Annotated in this window: 15 protein-coding genes; 3 read left to right on the top strand and 12 right to left on the bottom strand. The window is 64.1% G+C overall.

Annotated features, from left to right (window positions below; translation table 11 throughout):
* Nucleotide 1 precedes the first annotated feature (1 nt).
* Nucleotides 2–724, top strand: coding sequence for a monofunctional biosynthetic peptidoglycan transglycosylase (gene mtgA / locus HGI46_RS16955; RefSeq protein ID WP_168905190.1), 723 nt, complete (start codon nt 2–4; stop codon nt 722–724).
* Nucleotides 725–758: 34 nt separating this feature from the next.
* On the opposite strand, the gene HGI46_RS16960 is transcribed toward mtgA, so the two are convergent.
* From HGI46_RS16960 to HGI46_RS16975, 4 genes are all read right to left on the bottom strand, one after another.
* Complete coding sequence (locus tag HGI46_RS16960) at nt 759–1844, bottom strand: CBS domain-containing protein (RefSeq protein WP_168905191.1); 1086 nt, start codon at nt 1842–1844, stop codon at nt 759–761.
* A 253-nt stretch (nt 1845–2097) separates the two neighbouring features.
* A complete protein-coding gene (locus HGI46_RS16965) occupies nt 2098–4560 on the bottom strand; it encodes a TonB-dependent receptor (RefSeq protein ID WP_168905192.1) in 2463 nt (820 codons plus the stop codon).
* A gap of 353 nt (nt 4561–4913) precedes the next feature.
* Nucleotides 4914–5711 (bottom strand): metallophosphoesterase family protein, encoded by a 798-nt coding sequence (locus tag HGI46_RS16970; RefSeq protein WP_168905193.1) that lies wholly within the window; start codon nt 5709–5711, stop codon nt 4914–4916.
* Between the two features lie 118 nt (nt 5712–5829).
* Nucleotides 5830–6516, bottom strand: coding sequence for an SIMPL domain-containing protein (locus tag HGI46_RS16975; RefSeq protein ID WP_168905239.1), 687 nt, complete (start codon nt 6514–6516; stop codon nt 5830–5832).
* A gap of 151 nt (nt 6517–6667) precedes the next feature.
* On the opposite strand from HGI46_RS16975, the gene HGI46_RS16980 reads away from it, so the two are divergent.
* Both HGI46_RS16980 and HGI46_RS16985 read left to right on the top strand, forming a co-directional pair.
* Entirely contained in the window at nt 6668–7105 is a 438-nt protein-coding gene (locus tag HGI46_RS16980) for a VOC family protein (protein WP_168905194.1), read from the top strand.
* Nucleotides 7106–7536: 431 nt separating this feature from the next.
* On the top strand, nt 7537–10212 hold the full coding sequence (locus HGI46_RS16985) for a TonB-dependent receptor (RefSeq protein ID WP_240946846.1): 2676 nt from the start codon (nt 7537–7539) through the stop codon (nt 10210–10212).
* A 176-nt stretch (nt 10213–10388) separates the two neighbouring features.
* Here HGI46_RS16985 and HGI46_RS16990 read toward each other — a convergent pair whose 3' ends face one another.
* Genes HGI46_RS16990 through peaA form a run of 8 tightly spaced genes read right to left on the bottom strand, consistent with a single transcriptional unit; the run spans nt 10389 to nt 20515 of the window.
* Nucleotides 10389–12416: a tetratricopeptide repeat-containing sulfotransferase family protein gene (locus tag HGI46_RS16990; protein WP_168905195.1), complete on the bottom strand. Its 2028-nt coding sequence runs from the start codon at nt 12414–12416 to the stop codon at nt 10389–10391.
* A gap of 10 nt (nt 12417–12426) precedes the next feature.
* Nucleotides 12427–13110, bottom strand: a complete 684-nt coding sequence (locus tag HGI46_RS16995) for a S8 family serine peptidase (RefSeq protein ID WP_168905196.1) — start codon at nt 13108–13110, stop codon at nt 12427–12429.
* Entirely contained in the window at nt 13103–14800 is a 1698-nt protein-coding gene (locus HGI46_RS17000; protein ID WP_168905197.1) for an ABC transporter ATP-binding protein, read from the bottom strand. The genes HGI46_RS16995 and HGI46_RS17000 overlap by 8 nt, the downstream gene beginning before the upstream one ends.
* The gene (locus HGI46_RS17005) at nt 14797–15762 is read right to left on the bottom strand and encodes a hypothetical protein (RefSeq protein ID WP_346766762.1); all 966 of its coding nucleotides are present in this window, start codon (nt 15760–15762) and stop codon (nt 14797–14799) included. The genes HGI46_RS17000 and HGI46_RS17005 overlap by 4 nt, the downstream gene beginning before the upstream one ends.
* Nucleotides 15763–15797: 35 nt before the next feature.
* Nucleotides 15798–16886, bottom strand: a complete 1089-nt coding sequence (locus tag HGI46_RS17010; protein ID WP_168905198.1) for a hypothetical protein — start codon at nt 16884–16886, stop codon at nt 15798–15800.
* A gap of 46 nt (nt 16887–16932) precedes the next feature.
* Nucleotides 16933–17259 (bottom strand): quinohemoprotein amine dehydrogenase subunit gamma, encoded by a 327-nt coding sequence (gene qhpC, locus HGI46_RS17015; RefSeq protein ID WP_084278627.1) that lies wholly within the window; start codon nt 17257–17259, stop codon nt 16933–16935.
* The gene (gene peaB / locus HGI46_RS17020; RefSeq protein WP_168905199.1) at nt 17256–18710 is read right to left on the bottom strand and encodes a quinohemoprotein amine dehydrogenase maturation protein; all 1455 of its coding nucleotides are present in this window, start codon (nt 18708–18710) and stop codon (nt 17256–17258) included. The genes qhpC and peaB overlap by 4 nt, the downstream gene beginning before the upstream one ends.
* Entirely contained in the window at nt 18707–20515 is a 1809-nt protein-coding gene (peaA, locus tag HGI46_RS17025; protein WP_168905200.1) for a quinohemoprotein amine dehydrogenase subunit alpha, read from the bottom strand. Before peaA ends, peaB begins: the two co-directional genes overlap by 4 nt.
* Nucleotides 20516–20716 lie beyond the last annotated feature (201 nt).

Below are 20716 nucleotides of genomic sequence, written 5' to 3' on the forward strand. Positions count from 1 at the left end.
CATGCTCGAGGACCTGAAGAACCCCCGCACCACCACTGGCCGACGCTCCGGAATCATCGGGCGCATCGGCTGGATTCTTGCCCGGCTGATTGCCGCCTTCCTGTTCATCTCGGTCGTGCAGGTGGTGATCTACAAGTTCGTGCCGGTGCCGGTCACGCTGACCATGCTGATGGACGATCATTCCATCACCAAGGACTGGACCCCGCTGGGCGACATTGACCGCGACATGGTGGCGGCGGTGATTTCGGGCGAGGACGGCAAGTTCTGCCAGCACAACGGCTTCGATCAGGAGGCGATGATGCAGGCGTTCAAGCGCAACCAGAAGGGCGGGCGCATCCGCGGCGGTTCGACGATCAGCCAGCAGACCGCCAAGAACGTGTTCCTATGGCAGGGCGGCGGCTATTTCCGCAAGGGTCTGGAAGCCTGGTACACCGTGCTGATCGAGACGATCTGGGGCAAGCGCCGGATCATGGAAGTCTACCTCAATGTCGCCGAGACCGGGATCGGCACTTATGGCGTCGAGGCAGGTGCCCAGCGGTATTATGGCAAGAGCGCGCGCAAGCTGAGCCCAGTGGAGGCCGCGCGCATCGCCGCCGTGCTGCCTTTGCCCAAGGAGCGCGAAGTAAACGGCGCGGGCGGCTTCACCCGGCGCCACGGCAATTCCATCGCGCGCCAGGTCCGGGTGGTGAAGAACGACGCGCTGGATGCGTGTGTCTATAATTGAGGGTGGGCTGCCACGTTTCGGCGATCATCTTACTTTAGGAGCTGATAGCTTCCATCCGTTTCAAAAAGGCAGAGAATTCCTGTAGAACTCTAATGTCACTATCGTCTAATCCATCGGGATCAAAGTGCATAACTTGGTTGCGAATCCCCCGGACCCGGTCGAGCTGCTCGCAAAACGCACCGCGATCGATTTTTATGTCGAGGCGGTTCCAGTTAGCTGGATCTCGCAACAGAAAAACGTATTCGCCGAATGTCAGATCCGCGACTGAGTGGACGACGTGTGTGCTGCCAGGATCGCGAGCGGCGGTCAGCTCCGGAATTGTGAAGGCATGTCCGATCATGTTGCGCACATGAGTTTCGACCTCGCTAAGTAACAGAAATGGCTCTGAAAGCGCGCGGAACTGAAGGCTAAGGTCGGCAGCTGTGACAATCCCCACGATTCGGCGCTCGCGGTCACGCACGAGCACGAAGTCGTGTTGTACGATTTGCTGGATCGCATCGAAGATTGATGCGTCACCGTCGAGTACGACTGGCTTGATCATATGGTCGACTAGTCGACCGTCGGCCTTTCCCAACACCGACCGCATCGCGATGGAGGACCATGTAACGACACCTTTAACGTCCCGTTCGCCAACCATCACAGGCAATTGACTGAAGTCGTTGAGCATCATCGTTGTAACCGCCTGCTCAAGGCTCGCCTCTGGGTTGATCGAGACGACCGGTTTGTTGGCAGCTTGGAAGCGGCTCAGTCGATAACCCGCCTCGCGCCGCTCCCACTTGGATTCCAGATGCTCTACGTCTGGTGCTTGTGAGGCGACCCCTTCGGTTACCCCAATGGAGCCTGCAGCGGTGTGGCTTGCCGCCTCCGCGACGCCGCTGAGATGAAAGGCGATCAATCCGTCGATCCATTGCTCATCAATATCCGGCACCGTGGAGAGTTGCAGCGATTCCAGTTCCTCGCGGATCCGCGCCACAATTGAGATACCGCGTCGCTTTGCGTCGAACCAAGAAAGAAACTCGCGCACGGTGACTGGGTTGACAGCTCGCCCTTCATGAAGCGCATCACGGATAGTGGTCAATTCGGTTGGTGGCACGTTACTTCCCAAACGGTTAGCGATCATTGGCTGCCTCGGTTCGAACCTTTGCCGCCTGCTCAACGGCTGCCATAGAGCCCCTTCACGGTCGAAGTTCAATCGGGAAATAGACGACATTCCTTTTACGGGCACGAACGACCGTTTCGTCCCATTTGATGCAACACGTTGCGCAAACTCTGCTGCGTTTCATGGTCGCCACCAGTGAAACCCATACCAACCAACAAAAAGCGCGGGGTGAGTTTCCCCACCCCGCGCCGTTTTGTTCAACCGTTCAGGCTAATCAGAAGCCGACGCTGATCGAGCCGATCACCGTGCGCGGTGCGCCGATCTGGGCGAAGGGCACGCTGCTGGTCGAAGTTGCGGTGCCGCTGAAGCCGCCGACATAGACTTCGTCGAACACGTTGAGGACGTTCAGCTGGAAGAACGTCTTGTCGTTCAGGCCGAGGAACTCGAGGCTGACCTTGGCGTCGAGATCGACCAGCGTGTAGGCCGGGGTCTTGTTCGGATAGACCACCGAACCGCCCGAGGTGATCGGCAGGTTCTGGTCGTTGACATAGCGCGGACCCGTGCGCTTGGCCTGGACGCCGAGCGAGACCGGGCCGATTTCACCCTGGGCGCGGGCGCCGAAGGTGTAGACCGGCGCGCCGCCTTCACGCTTGCCGGCGGTCTGGGCGAAGATCGGGGTGGTCACGCCGCCCGAGGTCGTCTCGCCGATGACCACGTTGTTCTTGATCTTCGACTTCAGGTACGAGCCGAACAGGTAGAGGCTGAACTGGTCGACCGGCATGAACGAGATCGAGCCGTCGACGCCGTACTTGTCGACGCGGCCGAGGTTGCGATAGATCGTCGCGTCCAGATCGACGTCGTAGGCCGAGGCCAGACGGTTGTTGTAGATCGTCCACCAGCCCGAAGCCTGCGCCTGCACGCGGCCCGAACGGACGCGGAAGCCGAGGTCGAAGTTGTGCGAGGTTTCGGGGTTCGGCTTCGCTTCAGCACGATCCGGAGCGTAGAAGAACGACTGGTAGAGGTTGTCCGTACCCGGCACCTGCAGGCCCTTCGAGTAGTTGCCGAACACGCTGGCGCTGGCACCGATGCGGTACGTGAAGCCGGCGGTCGGCAGCGGCTTCGAATAGTTGAAGATGCGCTGCTGCGGGGTCTGGAAGGTGGTTGCCGCGTCGTACGTGGCGTTGGCCGCATCGGTGCCGAAGCAGGCGACGTTGCCGCCTGCTGACGTTGCGAAGCAGTAGTTGGTCAGGTTGCGGCGGAAGAACGGCATGCGCACACCGGCGGTCACCGTCAGATCCTTGAAGTCGCCGCGGTATTCGCCCGAAACCTGATGCAGGATCGCATAGGACAGGCGGTTGCGCTTCTGCAGGCTCGAACCGTCCTTGGCGAGGATCGGGTTGTCGACCGGGAAGTAATCGGCGCCGAAGCCGTTCTGGGCGAGCAGACCCGCTTCACCCGTCTGCCGGTGACGGCCGCGATCGTACGAGTAGGCAAGACGGACGGTGTTGTTGTCGTCGATATCGTAGCGCAGCGACGAGATGACGCCGAGGCGCCAGGTCTGGGTCTGGCTGGGGCTGTGGACGCGGACGCGATCGAGGATGTCACCGTCGCCATTGATGTCGACACCGGCGAAGTAGTTCGGGTTCGAGCTCGAGCCCTGAATGAAGCCCGAAAGACCCTGCGGGGTGAGGCCTTCGCTGGCGATCAGCGTGCCGCCGCCGTTGGCCTTGGTGTACTGGATGCTCGGATCGACGGTCAGCACCAGGCCATCGGCCAGCGTGAAGCGCGAATTGATGCGGATATTGCCGGTGTTCGAGGGGTTGTAGCGGTAGTCGAAGGCCGAACCGCAGCTGGATGCGGCATCGGCAACGCCTGCGACGCCAGCGGGCACGGTGCAGCGCGCGGTCTTGATGTCACGCTCGGCCTTGGTGTCGGGGAAGGTGTCGCTGCGCAGGTTGACCGAACCGAAGAAGTTGTTGCGGTTGCGGTTGTAGTGACCGGCGATCGAGATGAAGTCGCCATTGTCGCTCAGCGGCTGGAAGATGCGGGCGTTGATCTGCTTCTTGTCGATCTGGCCGATGCCGCCGAAGATGGTGTCATTGGTGGCCGAGCTGGCGGCGATGAACGCGCGAAGGCCCGAGGCATTGAGGTTGCCAGTGTCGATCGAGCCGAACACGCGCATGAAATCGAAGCGGCCAGCCGAACCGACCATGCGCACGCCGAAGTCTTCGGTCGGCTTGCGGGTGCGGTAGTTGACGGTCGAACCCGAAGCGGCGGCAGTCGGGCTGTCGACATCGGTCGAGCCGAGGTTGACGTTGACCTGTTCGATCAGCTCGGGGTCAAGCTGCTGGTTCGAATAGAGCGCATAGTTGCCGGTGTCGTTCAGCGGCAGGCCGTCAAAGGTCTGCGAGATGCGCGTGCTGTCGAAACCGCGGATGGTCAGCGTGCCGCCGGCCGAACCGAACGGGTCGTTGTTCTGGAAGCTGACGCCGGGAACGAGGTTGATGATGTCGTTGATCGACTGGCCGGGTGCCTGGCGGCTGATGATGGCCTGGTCAAGCACCTGCTTGGCGCGGGTCGTGTTCGGCGTTTCGACGCCTGCAACCGACTTGGCGACGGTGCCGGTGACGATGATCGGCTGTTCGAAGTCGACCGAACCGGTGGACTGGGCGTGGGCTGCGCCGGCCATGGCGACGCTACCGAGAGCAATGGTCGAGGCTGCGACCAGGAACTTCATCTGCATTATCTGACCCCGTTTCAAGGCGCCGTGTGGCGCGGTTTGTGGCGCGGTTGTTCCCCGCCGTATGCTTAGGCCGGAGCGGGAATCACCCGGTGCGCCGAACCTTCGCGAGCGGCCTTAGCGGCCCTTGCCTTGGCTCCAAACCGGTCTCAGGTGACACTATAATGACGAGGTTACGACAATGCGGCGGCGTGGTTTGCGCCTGCGTAAAAAACTGTCGTGGAGTTTGCCTGCGCGTATCCAAAGATTGCGCAGTTGCCTCGTTTCCGGCCATTTTCCGGAAGCCGTGGCGATGTTGCAACACATAACAAAAATTGTTGCATTGCAGCGAAGTGCAGCGCCTCAACGGCTCAGGCGGCTTCGCGTTCCTGCGGTGCGATGAAAGCTGTCAGCAGCCATCGCCGATCTCCCTCGCAACCCAAGGCGGTGAGCTTGCCGGAAGCAAAAGCGCCGGTATCGATGCCGATGCGGTTGTGCCTCAGCACCGGCTCGTCGGTGATCGTGTGGCCATGCACGACAAGGTGGCCGTGCGGATCGGCATGATCGAGAAATTCGCGGCGGATCCAGCGCAGGTCCGAAGTCATCTGCCGGTCAAGCGGCACACCGGGGCGGATGCCGGCATGGACGAACAGGTAATCGCCCATGACGATCTGGTCTTCCATCGCCTGCATGAAGGCAATGTGATCGGGGGGAACCAGTGCATTCGCCCGCTCGATGATCTCTTCGAGATTGCCGCGGCTGTATTCCTCGCCCCGCAACCCATAGCTGAACAGCGTTTCCCGGCCGCCGTGGCGCAGGAAATGGCGCATCGTTTCCTCGTCGCGCAGGCTGCCGAGCATCATCTCTTCATGGTTGCCGGCAAGGATGCGGACCTTGCCGGTGGCCATGAGCTGCATTGCCCGCTCGATCACCCCGCGGCTGTCGGGGCCGCGATCGACCAGATCGCCGAGCAGGATCAGCGTCGTGTCGGCAGCCCCGCGCGACGCATCGTCGGCGTCGATCCGGGCGAGCAGCTGCTCGAACAGGTCAAGCCGTCCGTGGATGTCGCCAATCGCATAGACGCGCTGCCCGGCAGGCAAGGAGGCTTGCTGCGGCAGGGGCTCTTCGGCGACAGGAGATGAAAACAGCGAGCGAAGCTTGTTGAACATGGATCCTCGTTAGCGCGCGATATGGCCCCGGCCTGTGCTTCATGCAACACCTTTGCCAAGCAATGCGTTGCCGAGGCCCTCGGGGCTTGCCCGCAGTCCGGCCCGCAGCCCGGCCGGATCAGCGCAAGTAGAAGTCGATCGTCGTGACCACCCGGACCTTCTTGTATGGCGTGTCCGACACGCCCCAGCCGCCGCCATCGCCATCGCGCGCGGTGATCTCGAAATAACCCTGGCTTGCGGTCTTGATGCCATCGACCGAGGCGCCGCTGTCGCGCGCGAACTGTTCGGCGGCGGCGCGTGCATCCTTGGTGGCGGCGGCGACCATTTCGGGCTTGATCGCGTTGAGGCGCGTGAAGGTATAGGCCATGCCCGAGCCTTCCTCGAGCATCACCCCGCGCCGCACCAGATCGAACTGGCGCTTCACTGCCCGTTGCGCGCGGGCGATATCGGTGGTGCGCAAGGTCATGCGCTGGCGCACCGAGAAGCTGACGACGCCGTCGCTGGTCATCGTCTGGACGTTGACCCCGGTCGGCTGCAGCGCGTCTGCGGGGAAGCCGAGTTCGCCGAAGAAAGCGCGGATCGCCTGGCTGTCGCGGTCGACGCTGGCCTGTGCGCTGGCAAGGTCGGGCGCGGTGGCGGAATAGGCCAGGGTCCATGTGGCGAGATCGGCAGTCACCTCGCGTTCGGCCAGGCCGCGCACGGTGACGGAACGATCGGCAACCTTGGCGCGGCGGAATCCGTCGCCGATGAACCAGCCGCCGGTGACCAGTCCGGCCGCCAGGATCGCGACCGGCAGGAGCGCCATTCCACCCTGCGGCAGGATACGTGAGCCGCGCCCTTGGGTTTCCGTCGCGTCGTCACTATCTTCAGCCTGCATCGCCATCTCCCGGGCTTGGTTGCCTGCGACGAGTTGTGCGATTCTGTCGATGAACCGCTTTTGAACGGAATCCCTAGCCGTGACCAAGTTTCTCCACACCATGATCCGCGTGACCGACCCGGACGCGACGATCGCCTTTTTCGAACTGATCGGTCTCAAGGAGACGCGCCGCTTCTCGAGCGAGCAGGGACGCTTCACGCTGATCTTCCTGTCCGCTCCTGGACAGGAGGGCGTCGCCGAGGTCGAGCTGACCTACAACTGGCCGCCGGAAGACGGATCGCCTGCCGAAGTCTATGGCGGCGGGCGCAATTTCGGCCATCTCGCCTATCGCGTCGACAATATCTACGAGACCTGCCAGCGCATCATGGATGCGGGCCACATCGTGCACCGCCCCCCGCGCGACGGGCACATGGCTTTCGTCAAATCGCCTGACGGCATTTCGATCGAACTGCTTCAGGAGGGCCATCTGCCGCCGCAGGAGCCTTGGGCAAGCATGCCGAACACCGGCAGCTGGTAAGCGCAAAACCTTGCTGTTGTCCGAAACGGCGCCCGGAGTGATCCGGGCGCCGTTTGCTATGTGCGTCAACGGGTTTCTGGCCTCGATCCGAAAAGGGTGAGCCACCTGCCCAAAAGGGCGTTGACTCCATGTTGCTCTGCAGCATTATCAATCCCGGACAGGCGTCATGGAATGGTCAAAAGGCCGCGCCGGTCGAAGGGGTATTGCTGACAACCTGATGTCTGTCGCGCCGACGCGACGGGGCCGGAGACGCTGCTGTCTTCGGCTGGCGGGGATGCTTTGCCTTTTCATCTGGGCCGTCTGTGCGGCGGTCCGGCCATGTTGCGGTGCAATGTGGGGAAGATGCGCAATGGAATTGGGGATGGATGCACGGGGAGAAGCAAGGGCCGGGTCAGACCTGTCCGGGCCAGCCATAACAGGGGGTTGACGAGATGAAGAAGCAGATCGGGTTCAAATCCAAAGCCATGCGGGCGCTGGGCGTTTCGACCATCCTTTCGACGATGGTCCTGCCCACCGTCGCCCGCGCCGCCGACGAGCCTCAGGAAGCCGCCGCTCCTGCTGCCGAACCGCAGGCTGCCGAGGAGCAGGGCCTGGGCGAGATCGTGGTGACCGCGACGCGCACTGCCACTTCGATCCAGAAAGTCCCGATCTCGATGCAGGCGCTGAGCGCCGACACGCTTGGCCAGCGCCAGGTCAAGGGCCTGACCGACTTTGCCTCGCTCCTGCCGTCTGTGACCTTCGCCGGCATCGGGCCGGGCCGCAACACGCCCTATTTCCGCGGGATCGTGCCGGCGGGCGGCGGGCGTGAATCCGTGGGCTACTATATCGACGATATCCCCATCACCGGGACTGGCCTGCCCGACATCATGGCCTACGATCTTGAGCGCATCGAGGCGCTCTCGGGGCCGCAGGGCACGCTCTACGGTGCAGGCTCGCTGGCCGGTACGATCCGCTTCATCACGAAAAAGCCCAATCCCGACAAGTTCGAGTTCGGCTATGATGCCGAGGTCAACAAGTACGGCAAGGGCGATTTCGGCGGCCAGTACCAGAGCTACATCAATGTGCCCGTTACCGATACGCTGGCGATCCGCGCGATGGGTTTCTACCGGCGCGATGGCGGCTACATCGACAACACGCCCAACAACGGCAAGTTCAACGATGGTCGCCCCTCGGTCCTGACGCTGGGTGACGAAAATCCGAACACCAGCTTCACGCTCGACAATTCGTCGATCGCTCAGGACGACTACAACTCCATCGAAGGCTATGGTGGGCGCATTCAGGTGCTGTGGCAGCCGTTCGATGGCTGGGACATCATGCCCCAGATCAGTGCGCAGAAGCAGACGACCAATGGTTACTTCGGTTTCGATCCCCGCGTCGGCGATCTTGAAGTCCACGACTATGACAAGACCAGCCAGAACGACAGGTGGTATCAGGCCGCTCTGTCAATTCACGGCCATATCGGTGACTTCGATCTGGTCTCGGCCACTGGCTACTACCAGCGCCAGATCAAGCTGCTGAACGACTACACCTACTACACCGTCACGTATGATGGCTTCGGCCCGGGCTACGAAAACTACCTGCAGTTCTTCAGCAAGAACGGTTGTACCGGTTCCGGCGCCTCGCTCAAGTGCAGCAGCCTGATCAATCCGACGCAGTTCTACAGCGGGCTTCGCAACGAGAAGAAGTTCACGCAGGAAGTGCGCCTGACTACGCCGAAGTCCTGGCCGTTCGACGTGACCATCGGTGGTTTCCTTCACCACCAGACCAACGACATCAACAACGACTACGGTATCCACGGTCTGGCCGACATCGTCGGCTACACGCAGTCGGGCGGTGGTGACAGCAATCCGGCAGGCTTCGGCATTCCGGTCAGCCAGGGCGGAACGATGGTCCTTGGCTCACCCGCTGTGAAGCGCGATGCCTTTTATCTCAGCGAGCAGACAAACCACTGGAAAGACTATGCTGTCTTTGCTGAAGGGCACTACAACATCACGCCCGAACTGAAGCTGACCGGCGGCATCCGATACTTCTGGACGCGGTTTGACGTGACCGGATTTGGCGGCGTGGCGGCATCGGCGCAGAACGCACCATCGATCTTCCTGCCGACCGGTGCGGTGGGCTGCCCGCTGCCGTTGCCGGCCGAGCGACTGCAGTGCCGCAACTTCAACCGCCTCGATCCGCTTAGCGTCGGCCGCTATCGGGAGCAGGGCGAAACGCACAAGGTCGCCGTGAACTGGCAGTTCCAGCCGGACAAGATGATCTATGCGAACTACTCGACCGGGTTCCGTCCGGGTGGCTTCAACCGACCGCTCCGCATTCGTGCCTCGGGCGGGTTGCCGCAAGTGATCGTGGCGGCGCCACCGTTCAAGTCGGAAGAGCTGACCAACTTCGAACTCGGCTTCAAGGGTACATGGAACAACATGTTCCGCCTGAACGCCGCAGTCTATCTCGAAAAGTGGAACAACATCCAGTATTCGGTTGTGGTCGCGGGCGCACAGGGTGCGGGCTACACCGGCAACGCCGGCAAGGCCGAGGTCAAGGGCATCGAGTATGACGCCGATCTCAAGCTTGGTGCCGTTACACTCTCGACCTCGGGCGCCTATAACGACGGCAAGCTCAAGGGCGACTTCTGCAATTTCATCGCAGACCGCGCCGCGCTTAGCATCACCCAGCTTGCCACTTGCGCCGTCGGTACGCCGGTCCCGGGCACCAATGGCCAGACTCCTTCGGTTGCCGCGATCGACGGAACCCGCCTGCCGCGCCAGCCGAAGTTCAAGGGCACCACGTCGGTGCGCTATGACGGTGACTGGGGCGACAAGGACTTCTACGTCCAGGGCGCAGCGCTCTATCAGACTGGCGCGACGCAGGACCTCAATGTCGACCAGAACGCTCTGTACGGCAACACCCCGGGCTTCGTAAGCTTCGACTTCTCGGCCGGGATCAAGACCGAAAGCTGGACGCTCGACGTGTTCCTGCAGAACGCCTTCGACAAGCGCGGGCAACTGACCAAGAACACCTTCTGTTCGATCGACTTCTGCTCGGGCTCGTCCCGCACTTTCATCATCAAACCGCAGTTCTTCGGCATCCGCTGGGGCCAGAAGTACTGAGGTTCCCAGGACTTTACCCTGCAAAAGCGACTGTGCCCCCACGGGAAACCGTGGGGGCTTTTTGGTGGGGTGGTGTGCATGATCCCCCTCCTCTGAAGAGAAGGGGAGATGCTTGTGCGATGGCTTGGCGGGCGCTCGCCCCTCTCCCAACCCTCTCCCCTGAAGGGGAGAGGGCTTTAGACGGAAGGCGCGTCGGGGTAGCTGTCCAGCACCGGACCCAACGCGGACTTGAGCGGGCCGAGCCACGGCTCGTAGGGCTTCCACGCCTCGAGCCCGTCCTTGAAGATCGGCTGTCGGACCTGTTCAGAGCTGGCGGTGCGCACCGCGCGCTCGGTCTTGTAGAATTCGAGGCAGGCGGCATCGAACGGCACGCCGATGTAACCGAGCAGGCGCCGCACTTCGCTTTCGGTATCGGCGACCATGCGCTCGTAGATCACGCGGTGGACGTGGCCGGGCGCTTGCGTGTCCCACGCTGCCATCAGGCCGACGTAATCGCTGTAGTAGCGCCCGATGTCAGTCAGATTGTAAGTGAAGGTCTGGCCGCGCGCGAAGTGCTGCTTCCAGCCTGAGAAACAGCAGGACAGAGGGTGCCGCCGCGCGTCGACGATCCTGGCGTTGGGCAGGATCAGCCGGATCAGGCCGACGTGCTGCCAGTTGTTGGGCATCTTGTCGATGAACAGCGGACGGTCGGTCTGACGGTGTACACGCGTGCGCTCGATGTATTCCTCGCCGAGCCGCTGGCGGTCGGCCGGGGTGAGCGAGGCGATCATCGCGGCGAAGTCGGCAAACTCGCCCTCGTCGACCCGCGATTGCAGCCGCGCCCCGATCATCATCATCTCGGGCAGTTCCATCGTGCCCTCGATCATGGGATGGCTCGACAGGATCTGTTCGACCAGCGTGGAGCCCGAGCGCGGCAGGCCGACGACGAAAATCGGATCAGGGGCAGGGCAGCCGCCGTCTCCCATGGTGGCGATGAATGCGGAAGTGAACGTGCGCTGGGCCGCCTCAACCTCTGCCGAGAAGGCATCGGCATCGTGCAGGATCATCGTGCGCCGCAGGGCGTTGCCCTTGTAGTAATGCGCGAAAGAGGCGGCGTGGTCCTTGGCATCCTCGAACGCCTTGCCGAGCGAGAAGTGCAGGTGGAACACGTCTTCCTTGCGCTCCTCGGTGGTGTCGGCGAGCGACGCGAGAGCGCCTTCCATCGTCGCGATGTCGTCAGGCCCGAGCTTCACCGTCTTGAGATTGGCAAGGCTCCACCAAGCCTCGCCCATGGTCGGTTGGCGGGTAACGGCGGCGCGATAGGCATCGACTGCCTCGGCTTGTCGGCCCAAGGTTTTGAGCACGTGGCCGAGGTTCTGCCAGACTTGCGGCTGGTCCGCATCACGGGCGAGCAAATCGCGATAGAGGCCTGCCGCTCGCACCTGATGGCCCAGGCGCACCAGCACCGAGGCGAGGATCAGCTTGTGGCCGGGCGACGGGATCGGCGAAGCCTGCAGCACTTCGGCGTGTTCGAGCGCTTCGGGCAGGCGGTTGGTCTGGAGCAGCAGGCGGATCAGGAAATCGCGCGCGAGATCGAAGCCCGGCGCGCTGGCCACGGCCTGTTCAACGCGCGCGATGGCCGGTGTCATCTCGCCCTTTCGCCAGGCAATTTCGCCATGGAGGCGCAGAGCCGGGGGATCGTCGCTATCGCGGGCGAGACGTTCGGCGAGCATCCGGTCCGCGGCCTCGAGATCGCCATCCTGCACCGCGACCGCTGCCTTGAGCAGGCCGGTATCGCGCGAGGACGCGTGGACGCCGGACAGGTCGGCCCGCCATGCGTCCTGCGTGCGTCCTGCCTTGCGCAACTGTCTGGCGAGGAGGAACCAGCCACCGGCGATGGTGGGCTGCAACTGCGTCAGCGCCTGCAGGGCGGCAATCGCGCGCTGCGTGTCTTTGGCTTCGGCAGCGGCCTGGCCCAGTTCCCACAACACGGCGGGGACCCGGCCATTCGCTCGCGCCAGGGCGTCAAGCCTGGCGACGGCCTGCTTGCCCTTGCCCATCTTGCGCAGCGCCCGCGCGGCGAGGAATTCTGCAGGCGGATAACCCGGAGCCTGCCGCAGGATCGCTTCGGCTTGCGTCAGCGCCTTGTGCGGCGCGCTTGCCAGCAGGGCTTCTCCTTCGGCGAGGGCTTGCTGGGGCGAGGGCGCGCGCAAAGGCTGGATCATGGGCGCAAGCCTAGTCGGCACCGGCTCCTTGGGGTGTACGCAAATCGGCGCAAGCGGCGATGGCCTCGGCCCGGTGGCGCAGCCCGCACGCCGCGACCCAGCCGGTCACCTGCGCGACGGCGAAGCTGACGCCATAGAGGTTGCGGCGTGGTTCGACGCCGGGGATCGGGCGGGGATAGCCTGAGGCCATGACCATGCGCTGGTCGGCGCAAAGGGCCGGGGTGCCGCGCGGCAGGTCCCAGTCGAGACCGACGCCGAGGACTTGCGGCAGGCATCCCGGCCAGCAGGGCTGCCCGTCTGCCTCGTACGCGGCAACAATCAGGGTGCCGCGGTCTGTCGCTTCCTCGGCCAGCAGGGCGAAGACTTCGGCGTGCTGGGGGTTTGCGGTGCCGAGGCTGAGGTTGATCAGGTCGCACTCGGCTTCGAGGGCTTGCCGGATGCCTGTTGCCAATGCGCGGGCCGAGGCGCGCAGGCCATCGCGGAAGACGCGGATGGTCAGGATTTCGGCCTGCGGCGCAAGCTCCTGAATCGCGGCGGTAACGGCGGTGCCATGGCCAAGCTTGTCGAGCGCTTCGCGCGGGTCGGTCAGCACCGTGCCATCGGCGAGGATCGAGCAGCCGGGCAGGAGCCGCGCCGCGTCGATGTGCGGGTGGGTGGGGTGGACGCCGCTGTCGATCACCGCGATTCTAGCCATGCGCGGTAACCTGCGGTTCTATGCGCGCCTTGCCTCCCTCCAGCCGGATCACATGGTCCGCCATTTCAGCGAGTGCAGGCTTGTGCGTGATCACGATCAGCGTGGCATGGGGCAGGGCGCGGCGCAGGCCCAGCGCAACGACGCGCTCGGTCTCCTCGTCCAGCGCGGCGGTGGGCTCATCGAGGATCAGCACATCGGGCTGGCGCAGCAGGGCGCGGGCGATGGCGATGCGGTGGCGCTCGCCCGCCGAGAGAGCAAGGCCGCGCTCGCCGGTGCGGGTGGCGAGACCCTGGGGCAGACGGGCGATCAGCGGATCGAGGCCGGCGGCGCTGGCGGCGGCGGTGACCTGTTCGATCGTTGCTTCCGGGCGGGCGAAGGCGATGTTCTCGGCGATGCTGGCGTTGAACAGGAACGGGGCCTGATCGACGAGCAGGACTCGCGCCCTGAGGTCAGTGAGCGACAATTCGCGCAAGTCGGTGCCGTCGATGGTGACGTTGCCCGATACCGGATCGAGGAAGCGCACCAGCAGGTCCGCCAGCGTGGACTTGCCCGCGCCGGAGGGGCCGAGGATGGCGGTGAGAGAACCGGCCGGAATGGCAAGGCTGGCGTTGTCCAGAACCGGCGCGCGGCCGTGGTGCATGGTCACATTCTCAAGCCGGATCTCGCGGGCGACGACGGGCAGGGGCCAAGGCTTTTCGGCCTCAACCACTTCGGGCGCGGTGTCGAACAGTTCGAAGATGCGGGCGAGCGCGACGCGCGCCGTGGCAAGGCTCGCGGTCAGGCCCATCAGCGCCTGGACGGGGGCGAGCAGGCGGCCGTGGTAGGTGATGAAGGCGACGAGCGCGCCGATGGTCATGGTGCCGTCGATGATCTGCTTGCCGCCGTAGAGGATCACCGCCGCACTCGATGCGGTGACAATCGTGCCGGGGAGCGCGCCGGTGAGGAACGAGGTCGTCTGCATGCGCAGCATCGTGGCTACGAAGCCGCTGTTGGCCTTGGCGAAACGATCGGCCTCGTGCTTTTCCGCGCCCAGCGTGTTGACCGTGCGCATACCGAGGATCGTGTCGGCAAGCAGGCTGCCGATGTCCGCGCCGCGCTCGCGCATCTGGCGGGTGAGGTCGGTCATGCGGCGCTGGAAATGGAGGAAGCTCATCACCGCGAAGGGCACGAGCACAGTGCCGACGAGGAACAGCCTCCAGTCGAGCCAGAGCATCATGGCGACGGAGCCTGTGAAGAACAGCACGTTGCTGAGCACCGAAAGCAGCGTGTCTCCGGCCACGCGCTGCACGTCAGAGACGTCGGAATTGAGGCGCGACATCAGGTCACCCAGGCGGAAGCTGCCGTAGAAGCGCGGCGAAAGGCGCTGGAGGTGGCGCAGCAGGGCCACGCGCATGTCGAACAGCATCTGCGCCGAGAGCGAGACGTAGCGATAGGAGACCAGCGCGTTGACGGCAAAGCCGCCGACCGTCGCCCCGACCATAAGCCCGGCGATCCGCACCAGCATCGGCCAGTCCCGCTTGAGCAGCGCCTCGTCGATCATCAGCTTGGAAATCCACGGCTGCGCAAGGGTCAGGCCAGTGGCAATGAGGCTGCCGAGGAGGACGAGGATCAGGCGCGGGGCATAGGGTTTGAGCCAGGGCCAGAGGCGCTTGTAGGTGCTCCACGGCGCGATCTTGGGCGCGGTGTTCATGCCGCCTGCTCGCGGCGGACAAGGTCGAAGCCATGGAGGGCGAAGCGCGGTTCCGGCAGCCTGGCGAGCAGGGCGGTGGTCTGTTCGTAGCCTGCTTTGGCGGCGGCGTATTGCTCATGCCACCAGCGGCCCGCGCCGCCATTGGCGTAGAACGGCAGCGAGAGTTGCAGGTGTCGCCGCAGCGAGGCGAGCAGGAGCGAGTGGTAGTGCGTGGCGAGCAGGGCAGGGTCCTCGCCCCGCGCCAGAGCACCGATAACTGCGGCAGCCAGAATGCCCTCGCGCGCGGCCTGTGCGGTGCCATCACCGCAGATCGGGTCGAAGGCAATGGCGGCGGTGCCGCAGGCCAGCCAATTGTCCCCGGCGAGTTGCGCCAGCATGCGCGGGCTGGTGTCGAACTGGCCGCCAGTGGACTCCAGTGCGTCGATCAGTGGGCCGATCAGCGGCGCATCACTTGCGAGCGTTTGCGGATCACCCCCAACGGCGAGGAGCCACGCTTGTCCGAAGCCGTCGGGGATCAGGAACAGCCATCCTGCATCCACGGCCTCGATCCAGCAGGTGCGGGCGGGGGCATTTGCTTTGAGAGTGACCCGCGCGGTCGCTGAAATCCGCTCGCCAAAGCGCAGCGTTTTGCCGCAGGAAAACGGTGCCATCGCCTCGATCGTGAAACGAGGCTGCACCGGCCCTGGATCGCACCCGCTCGTCGGATCGAGCGCCGCGGCAAGGTCGTCCTCCGAAACAACGACTGCCCCGTGCGGCATCGCGACGGCCTCGGCGCCGCCCCACTTCACCACCCGGTGCTCGATCCGGGGCCTGTCAGCAAACAGCGCAGGCTTGCCGAACACATCGCGCAGCAAGGCCAGCGCTGGATCGCTCAGCATGATCACCGGCACCGGACGGCGCAGGCCGGGTTCGCGCGCAAACGCGAACCCGGCCCGGTCCAGCAGGTGCGCGGCCGTAGCCACCGCGACGCCCTGCCCCCTCATGAGCACGTCAGCTGTCACTGCGTAATGATCATCCCCGCGCCGGTGGTATCGTTGCCGAGGTCGATGGTCTTGACGTGCTGCAGGGTCTGCGCATCGTACATCTCGATGTCGTAGCTGGCGCCATAGATGTAGAGCAGCTTGCCATCGCCCGACATGCCGAACTGGAAGCGCGTGCGGCAGGGGAACTCGGCCTTGTTCTTGACCAGGTTGGTAGTGAGGTCGAGGTGCCAGAACTCGCAGCGCTTGTTGCCGACCTTCTCCTGCGTGACGACGGTCCAGCCTTCCTTCATGTCTTTCGACACCTGCAGGCCGGCCATGCCACCGCCGACCGGGGCGGGGCCGATGGGGCGGAAATCGAAGGTCTTGGTGACGAGGTCGAACCGACCCACGCCATAGACCTTGTTGCGGATGTATGGGTCCTGCGCGGTGAACATCGAGACGTACTGATCGGGATTGCGCAGTGCCTCCACGCCGCCGCCGAAGCTGACGCCTTCGATGCCGGTGGCCTCGGGCTTGGAGAACTCCAGCCGGTCCTTGACCTTGAGCGATGCGGTATCGACCACCAGCACCTTGTCGCGGATCAGGAACAGCGTGCTGCCGTCCTTCGACAGCATGTAGTTGCCGCGCCCGGCGCCGTTGCGCACGTCCTCGTCGGGCACGTCGGCGGTGCGGACGACCGCCTTCCTGGTCAGGTCGATCACCCCGAACATCTGCGGGCTGACGGTCCAGCGGTCCTGCAGCTTCTCGAACTTCTGGATCATCGTGTAGAAATAGCGACCGGTCGGATCGGGCACGCCGCCGCCGAAGCGATAGCGCGTGGTCGGGGTGTTGAGGCTGAAGGAGTTGACCACCTTCTTGGTTGCCGTGTCGATCACCTCGATGCCGCTGGTGGTGATCGTGGTGACGTAGATCTTCTTCATGTCGTTCGAGATGCGCATCGAGGTGGGCAGGCCCGATGCCAGCGTGATGCGGTCCTTGATCTCGCCGGTCGCCTCGTCGACGATCAGCATCTTGTCGGGGTAGGACCCCATGAACACGGTCGATGCGTGCGCCGGGGCGGCGGTCGCAAGAAGGGGCAGGAGCGCGAGACCAAGTTTCTTCATGGGTCGGGTCTTCCGATGCTGACGTTTCACGAGAGAGCAGCAGCTCTCAGGGGAAGATGATGTCGAGGCTGCGCCAGTCCTTGGCCGCGGTCGCGCAATTGCTGGCCCAGTCGGGCGAGTAGTTGACATGATCGGGGACCTGCACCGGCCAGAAGCAGGTGACGTAGCAGTCGTAGATGTCGCGCTCGGCCGGCTGGCACAGGCCTGCCGTGCCGCCCCCGGCATCGACTTCCCAGCCCGGCGAGAAAGAGATCGAGCAGCCCATCGGCGTGTGCATCGGCTTCTGCTGGAGCGCGACGACGTCTTCCTCGGTCGAAGAAATGGTTTCCTCGATCCGCAGCGCCTTCTTGTTGAGGGGTTTCAGGTGCTTCATGACAAGCCCTTTCGTGCAGCAAAGCGTTCAAGAAATTCAGGGTTACGCTGGGCGACCGTGCCGTAGATCTTGAGGCAGGCCTCGGTCCATTCGCGGATCCAGTCGCAGTAGTGCAGGTTGGCGTGGCCGGTGTCGCCGTAGCGGACGAAGGCCTCGTGATGGCAGCCACCGGCGCAGAGCGGGCGCGCCCAGCAGGACGCGCATTCGTACTTTGCGCCGACATGGCCGCGCGTGAGGAAGTCGGTGCGCTTTTCCTTGTCGAGCCCGGTCGTCACGTGGCCGAGCACATGCGTGTCGGCATCGGTGAAGCGGTGGCAGGGTGACAGATCGCCCGAGGGGCTGACGCCGACAAGGCCGAGGCCAGCGCCGCAGGGGTGCGACTTGTTGGTGCCCTGGATCAGCTCGCTGATCGTCTCAGAGACGTTGGAGAAGCCATGCATCTCGCCGCGCAGGGCATAGGCGAGCCATTCGGCGGCGAGCTCGTGGAACGCGGCGACAACCGTGTCCATGCCCTCGTCATCGAGCGTGTAGGCCTGCTGGCCGGAGTCCGTGACTGGGGCGAAGCCGACTTCGTGGAAGCCGAGGTCGTCCTTGAGGTGGCGATAGATGCGGATCACGTCGGTCACGCCTTCGGTCAGCGTGACGCGGGCGGTGATCGCGCGGGTCTTGTGCCCGGCGATGAGCTTCCTGAGGCGCGGCTCCATTACCGCGTAGGAACCCTTTCCGTTCTTGTAGACGCGGTGGCGGTCCTGCAGGTCGGGCGGGCCGTCCATCGAGACGGTCACGCCGATTGCCTGATCCGACAGGAACTGGATGATCTCGTCGGTCAGCAGCGTTGCGTTCGTGGTCAGGCTGTAGGTCATGCGCTTGCCCGCCGCAGCAGCGGCTTCGTTGGCATAAAGCACCACGTCGCGCAGGAGCTTGAAGTTCATCAAGGTCTCGCCGCCGAAGAAGGTGATGTGCGGCACCTCGCGCTCGCCCGAACTCTTGAGCAGGAAGTCGACCGAGGTCTTGGCCGTCTCCAGCGTCATGTACTTGGGCTTGCCCGCAGGCGTGGCGATCTTGTCGGCGCCGAATTCGTAGCAATAGGTGCAGGCAAGATTGCACTGGTTGGTGACGTTGAGCACCAGCGCCTGCAGCGGATAGTCCTCGGGCGGAGCCGCCGGGGCGAGGGGAGCTTCGCGGATCTCGTCCGAAACGATGCCGCGAACGGCGCGCAACTCGCGGATCAGGTCTTCGGCATCGGCGCGCGAATAGCCCTTCTCGACCAGCGCACCAACCATCTCGCCATAGGCCATCTGGCGCTCGCCAAGCACGGCCATGACACTGGCCGCGCCTTCATCCAGCGCAAAGATTGCCCCTGCGGAGGCAAGGTAGACGAAGCCCGCGCCATCGGCTTCGAACAGGTGGATGTCGCCGCGGCGATACTTCGGGGCAAGGATCGTGGTCACTTGGCCACCTCCGGCTGATCCCAGCGCTTGTAGGCGGGCACGGTGACGATCATGAAGGCCTTGCCCTTGAGCGGCCTGCCCAGCGCGTCCTTCTCGGTCTTGGCCGTGGCGACGACCCAGACTTCGCCATAGTTGTTGCGACCCCACTTGCGCTCGGGGTTCGGCCCGTCGATCGCCGGGGTGAACAGCGCGGTCGGGCTGAGCTTGCCGACGTAGTTGACGTCGTCGTCGTAGTAGACGGTCGGCAGTTCCTCCATTGACCAGGTCACGTCGATCGGGCCCAGCGAGACGTCATCTGCGGTGTAGGGCTTGCCGTCGAGGCCCGCGTCGTAGCCAAGCGCGTCGAACTGCTGGTAGCCGGGCGTATGCTTCTCGCTGCCGCCGAGGCGGGCGATGGCGGTTTCTGGCGTGACCTTGATATAATCGACCTTCTTGTAGACCGGCAGGCCAGCGGCCAGGATCGAGCCGCCCACGCCGACGTCATGCGCGCCGACTGTGGCATCGGGGGCGACATCGACGGTGAGCACCGCCTCGGTCGGGCTGGCGGAAACCACCTTGGTCACCGTCACGCCTTTGCCGAGGTCGATGTCCGAAGCCTTCAGGCCTGCCGGGAAGGCATCGCCGATCAGCTTGAGCGATGCGCCCTTGGTCCCGGCCTTCAGCGCGTAGGGCCAGGTGGCGACGACCGTCGGTTCCGCGGCGGCGCGGGTCAGCTTCACGTTGAAGCCGAACTCGGTGTAATCGCCCCAGAACCAGCGGCCTTCCGCGCTCCTGCGGTCGGGCGAGAACTGCATCGCCTCGCGCGTTTCATGGTCCTGCGGTGCATCCGGCCGTGCCCCGGCAGGGCCGCTCGACGACGTGCCGCGCCAGGAATATCCGGTGTAGACCAGACCCTTGCCGCTGCGGGTGAGGGTGGAGCCATCGGCCAGCGATTTCAGCGTGATGGTGGTAGTGTAATCGTCATCGGCGCCAGCAGGCGTCAGCATCATATCGCCGACATAGAGCCCCTTGCCTGGCAGGAAGGCGTTGACCAGCCATTTGCCGCCGAGCTTGGCCGACGACTGCCGCGCCTGCCACTTCGTCCATTCGGGCGTCATCAGCGGCGCGTTCTTGTTCATGTAATCGAGCGCCACTTCCACCGGCAGCGGCTTGGGCGCGCCATTGGCGGGGACAGGCTGCGTCGGGTCTTCCACGGGCTTGCGAAACTGCGCGTCAGCCTGCGAATACATGGCGACGTGCAAGTTGCGCAGCAGGCTCCATTCCGCCTTGGAACGCCGCCAGGACAGCGGCTGGGCAAAGGCATGGCAGGCCGCGCAGGACTGGCGGATCGTCTCGTTCGGGATATTGCTTTCCACGACGATGCGGTGTTCGGGCAGGTAGGAAACCGGCTTGGCTTCCTCAGGCGAAAGGCCGTTGCTGGCCGAGAGCGAGCGGATCACCGCCTTGGCCTCAGCGGGCGTGATCGACAGGCCGTTGAGCGAGGCCATGCGGCGGATGACCTGTGCCCAGCCTTCGGGCGTGGTCCGCACCCAGGAAATGCGCGAGAGGTTGCCCTTCGCATCTGCGGTATGGCAAGCGCCGCATTTTTCGACGACCAGCGGGTCCTTGATGGCGATGCCGGCCTCGGTTTCCATCGGGTTAGAAGGATCGCGTGGCGGCTCCTTGGCGGACTGTGCCAGCACGATCGAGGCAGGGAGCGCGGTCAGGGCAAGGAATTGCAGAAGATGCCGACGGTGCGGGCGCTTTGCCCCAGTCTGGCTAACATCCGTGGCAGCATCACGGGCAGCATTTTCGGCCAAAGTCATGGTCGCGATTTCCCCCTTGGCAGGCCGTGTCCGCAACGAGTCGAACGCGGTGTCAGGGCAAAGACTGGACAGATGTCAAAAGTTCGTCAACGCCTTTGTTTTTGCGGTTGCGAAAAGGGTTTGGCGCTGTACCGGATGATACTCGCGCATGACCAAGGCAGGGGCCATACGCTGATCGCGCACACCGTTCAGTGGCAAGCC

It is taken from the genome of Novosphingobium sp. ERW19 (genome assembly GCF_012641315.1).
In the GTDB taxonomy this organism is placed as follows: Bacteria; Pseudomonadota; Alphaproteobacteria; order Sphingomonadales; family Sphingomonadaceae; genus Novosphingobium.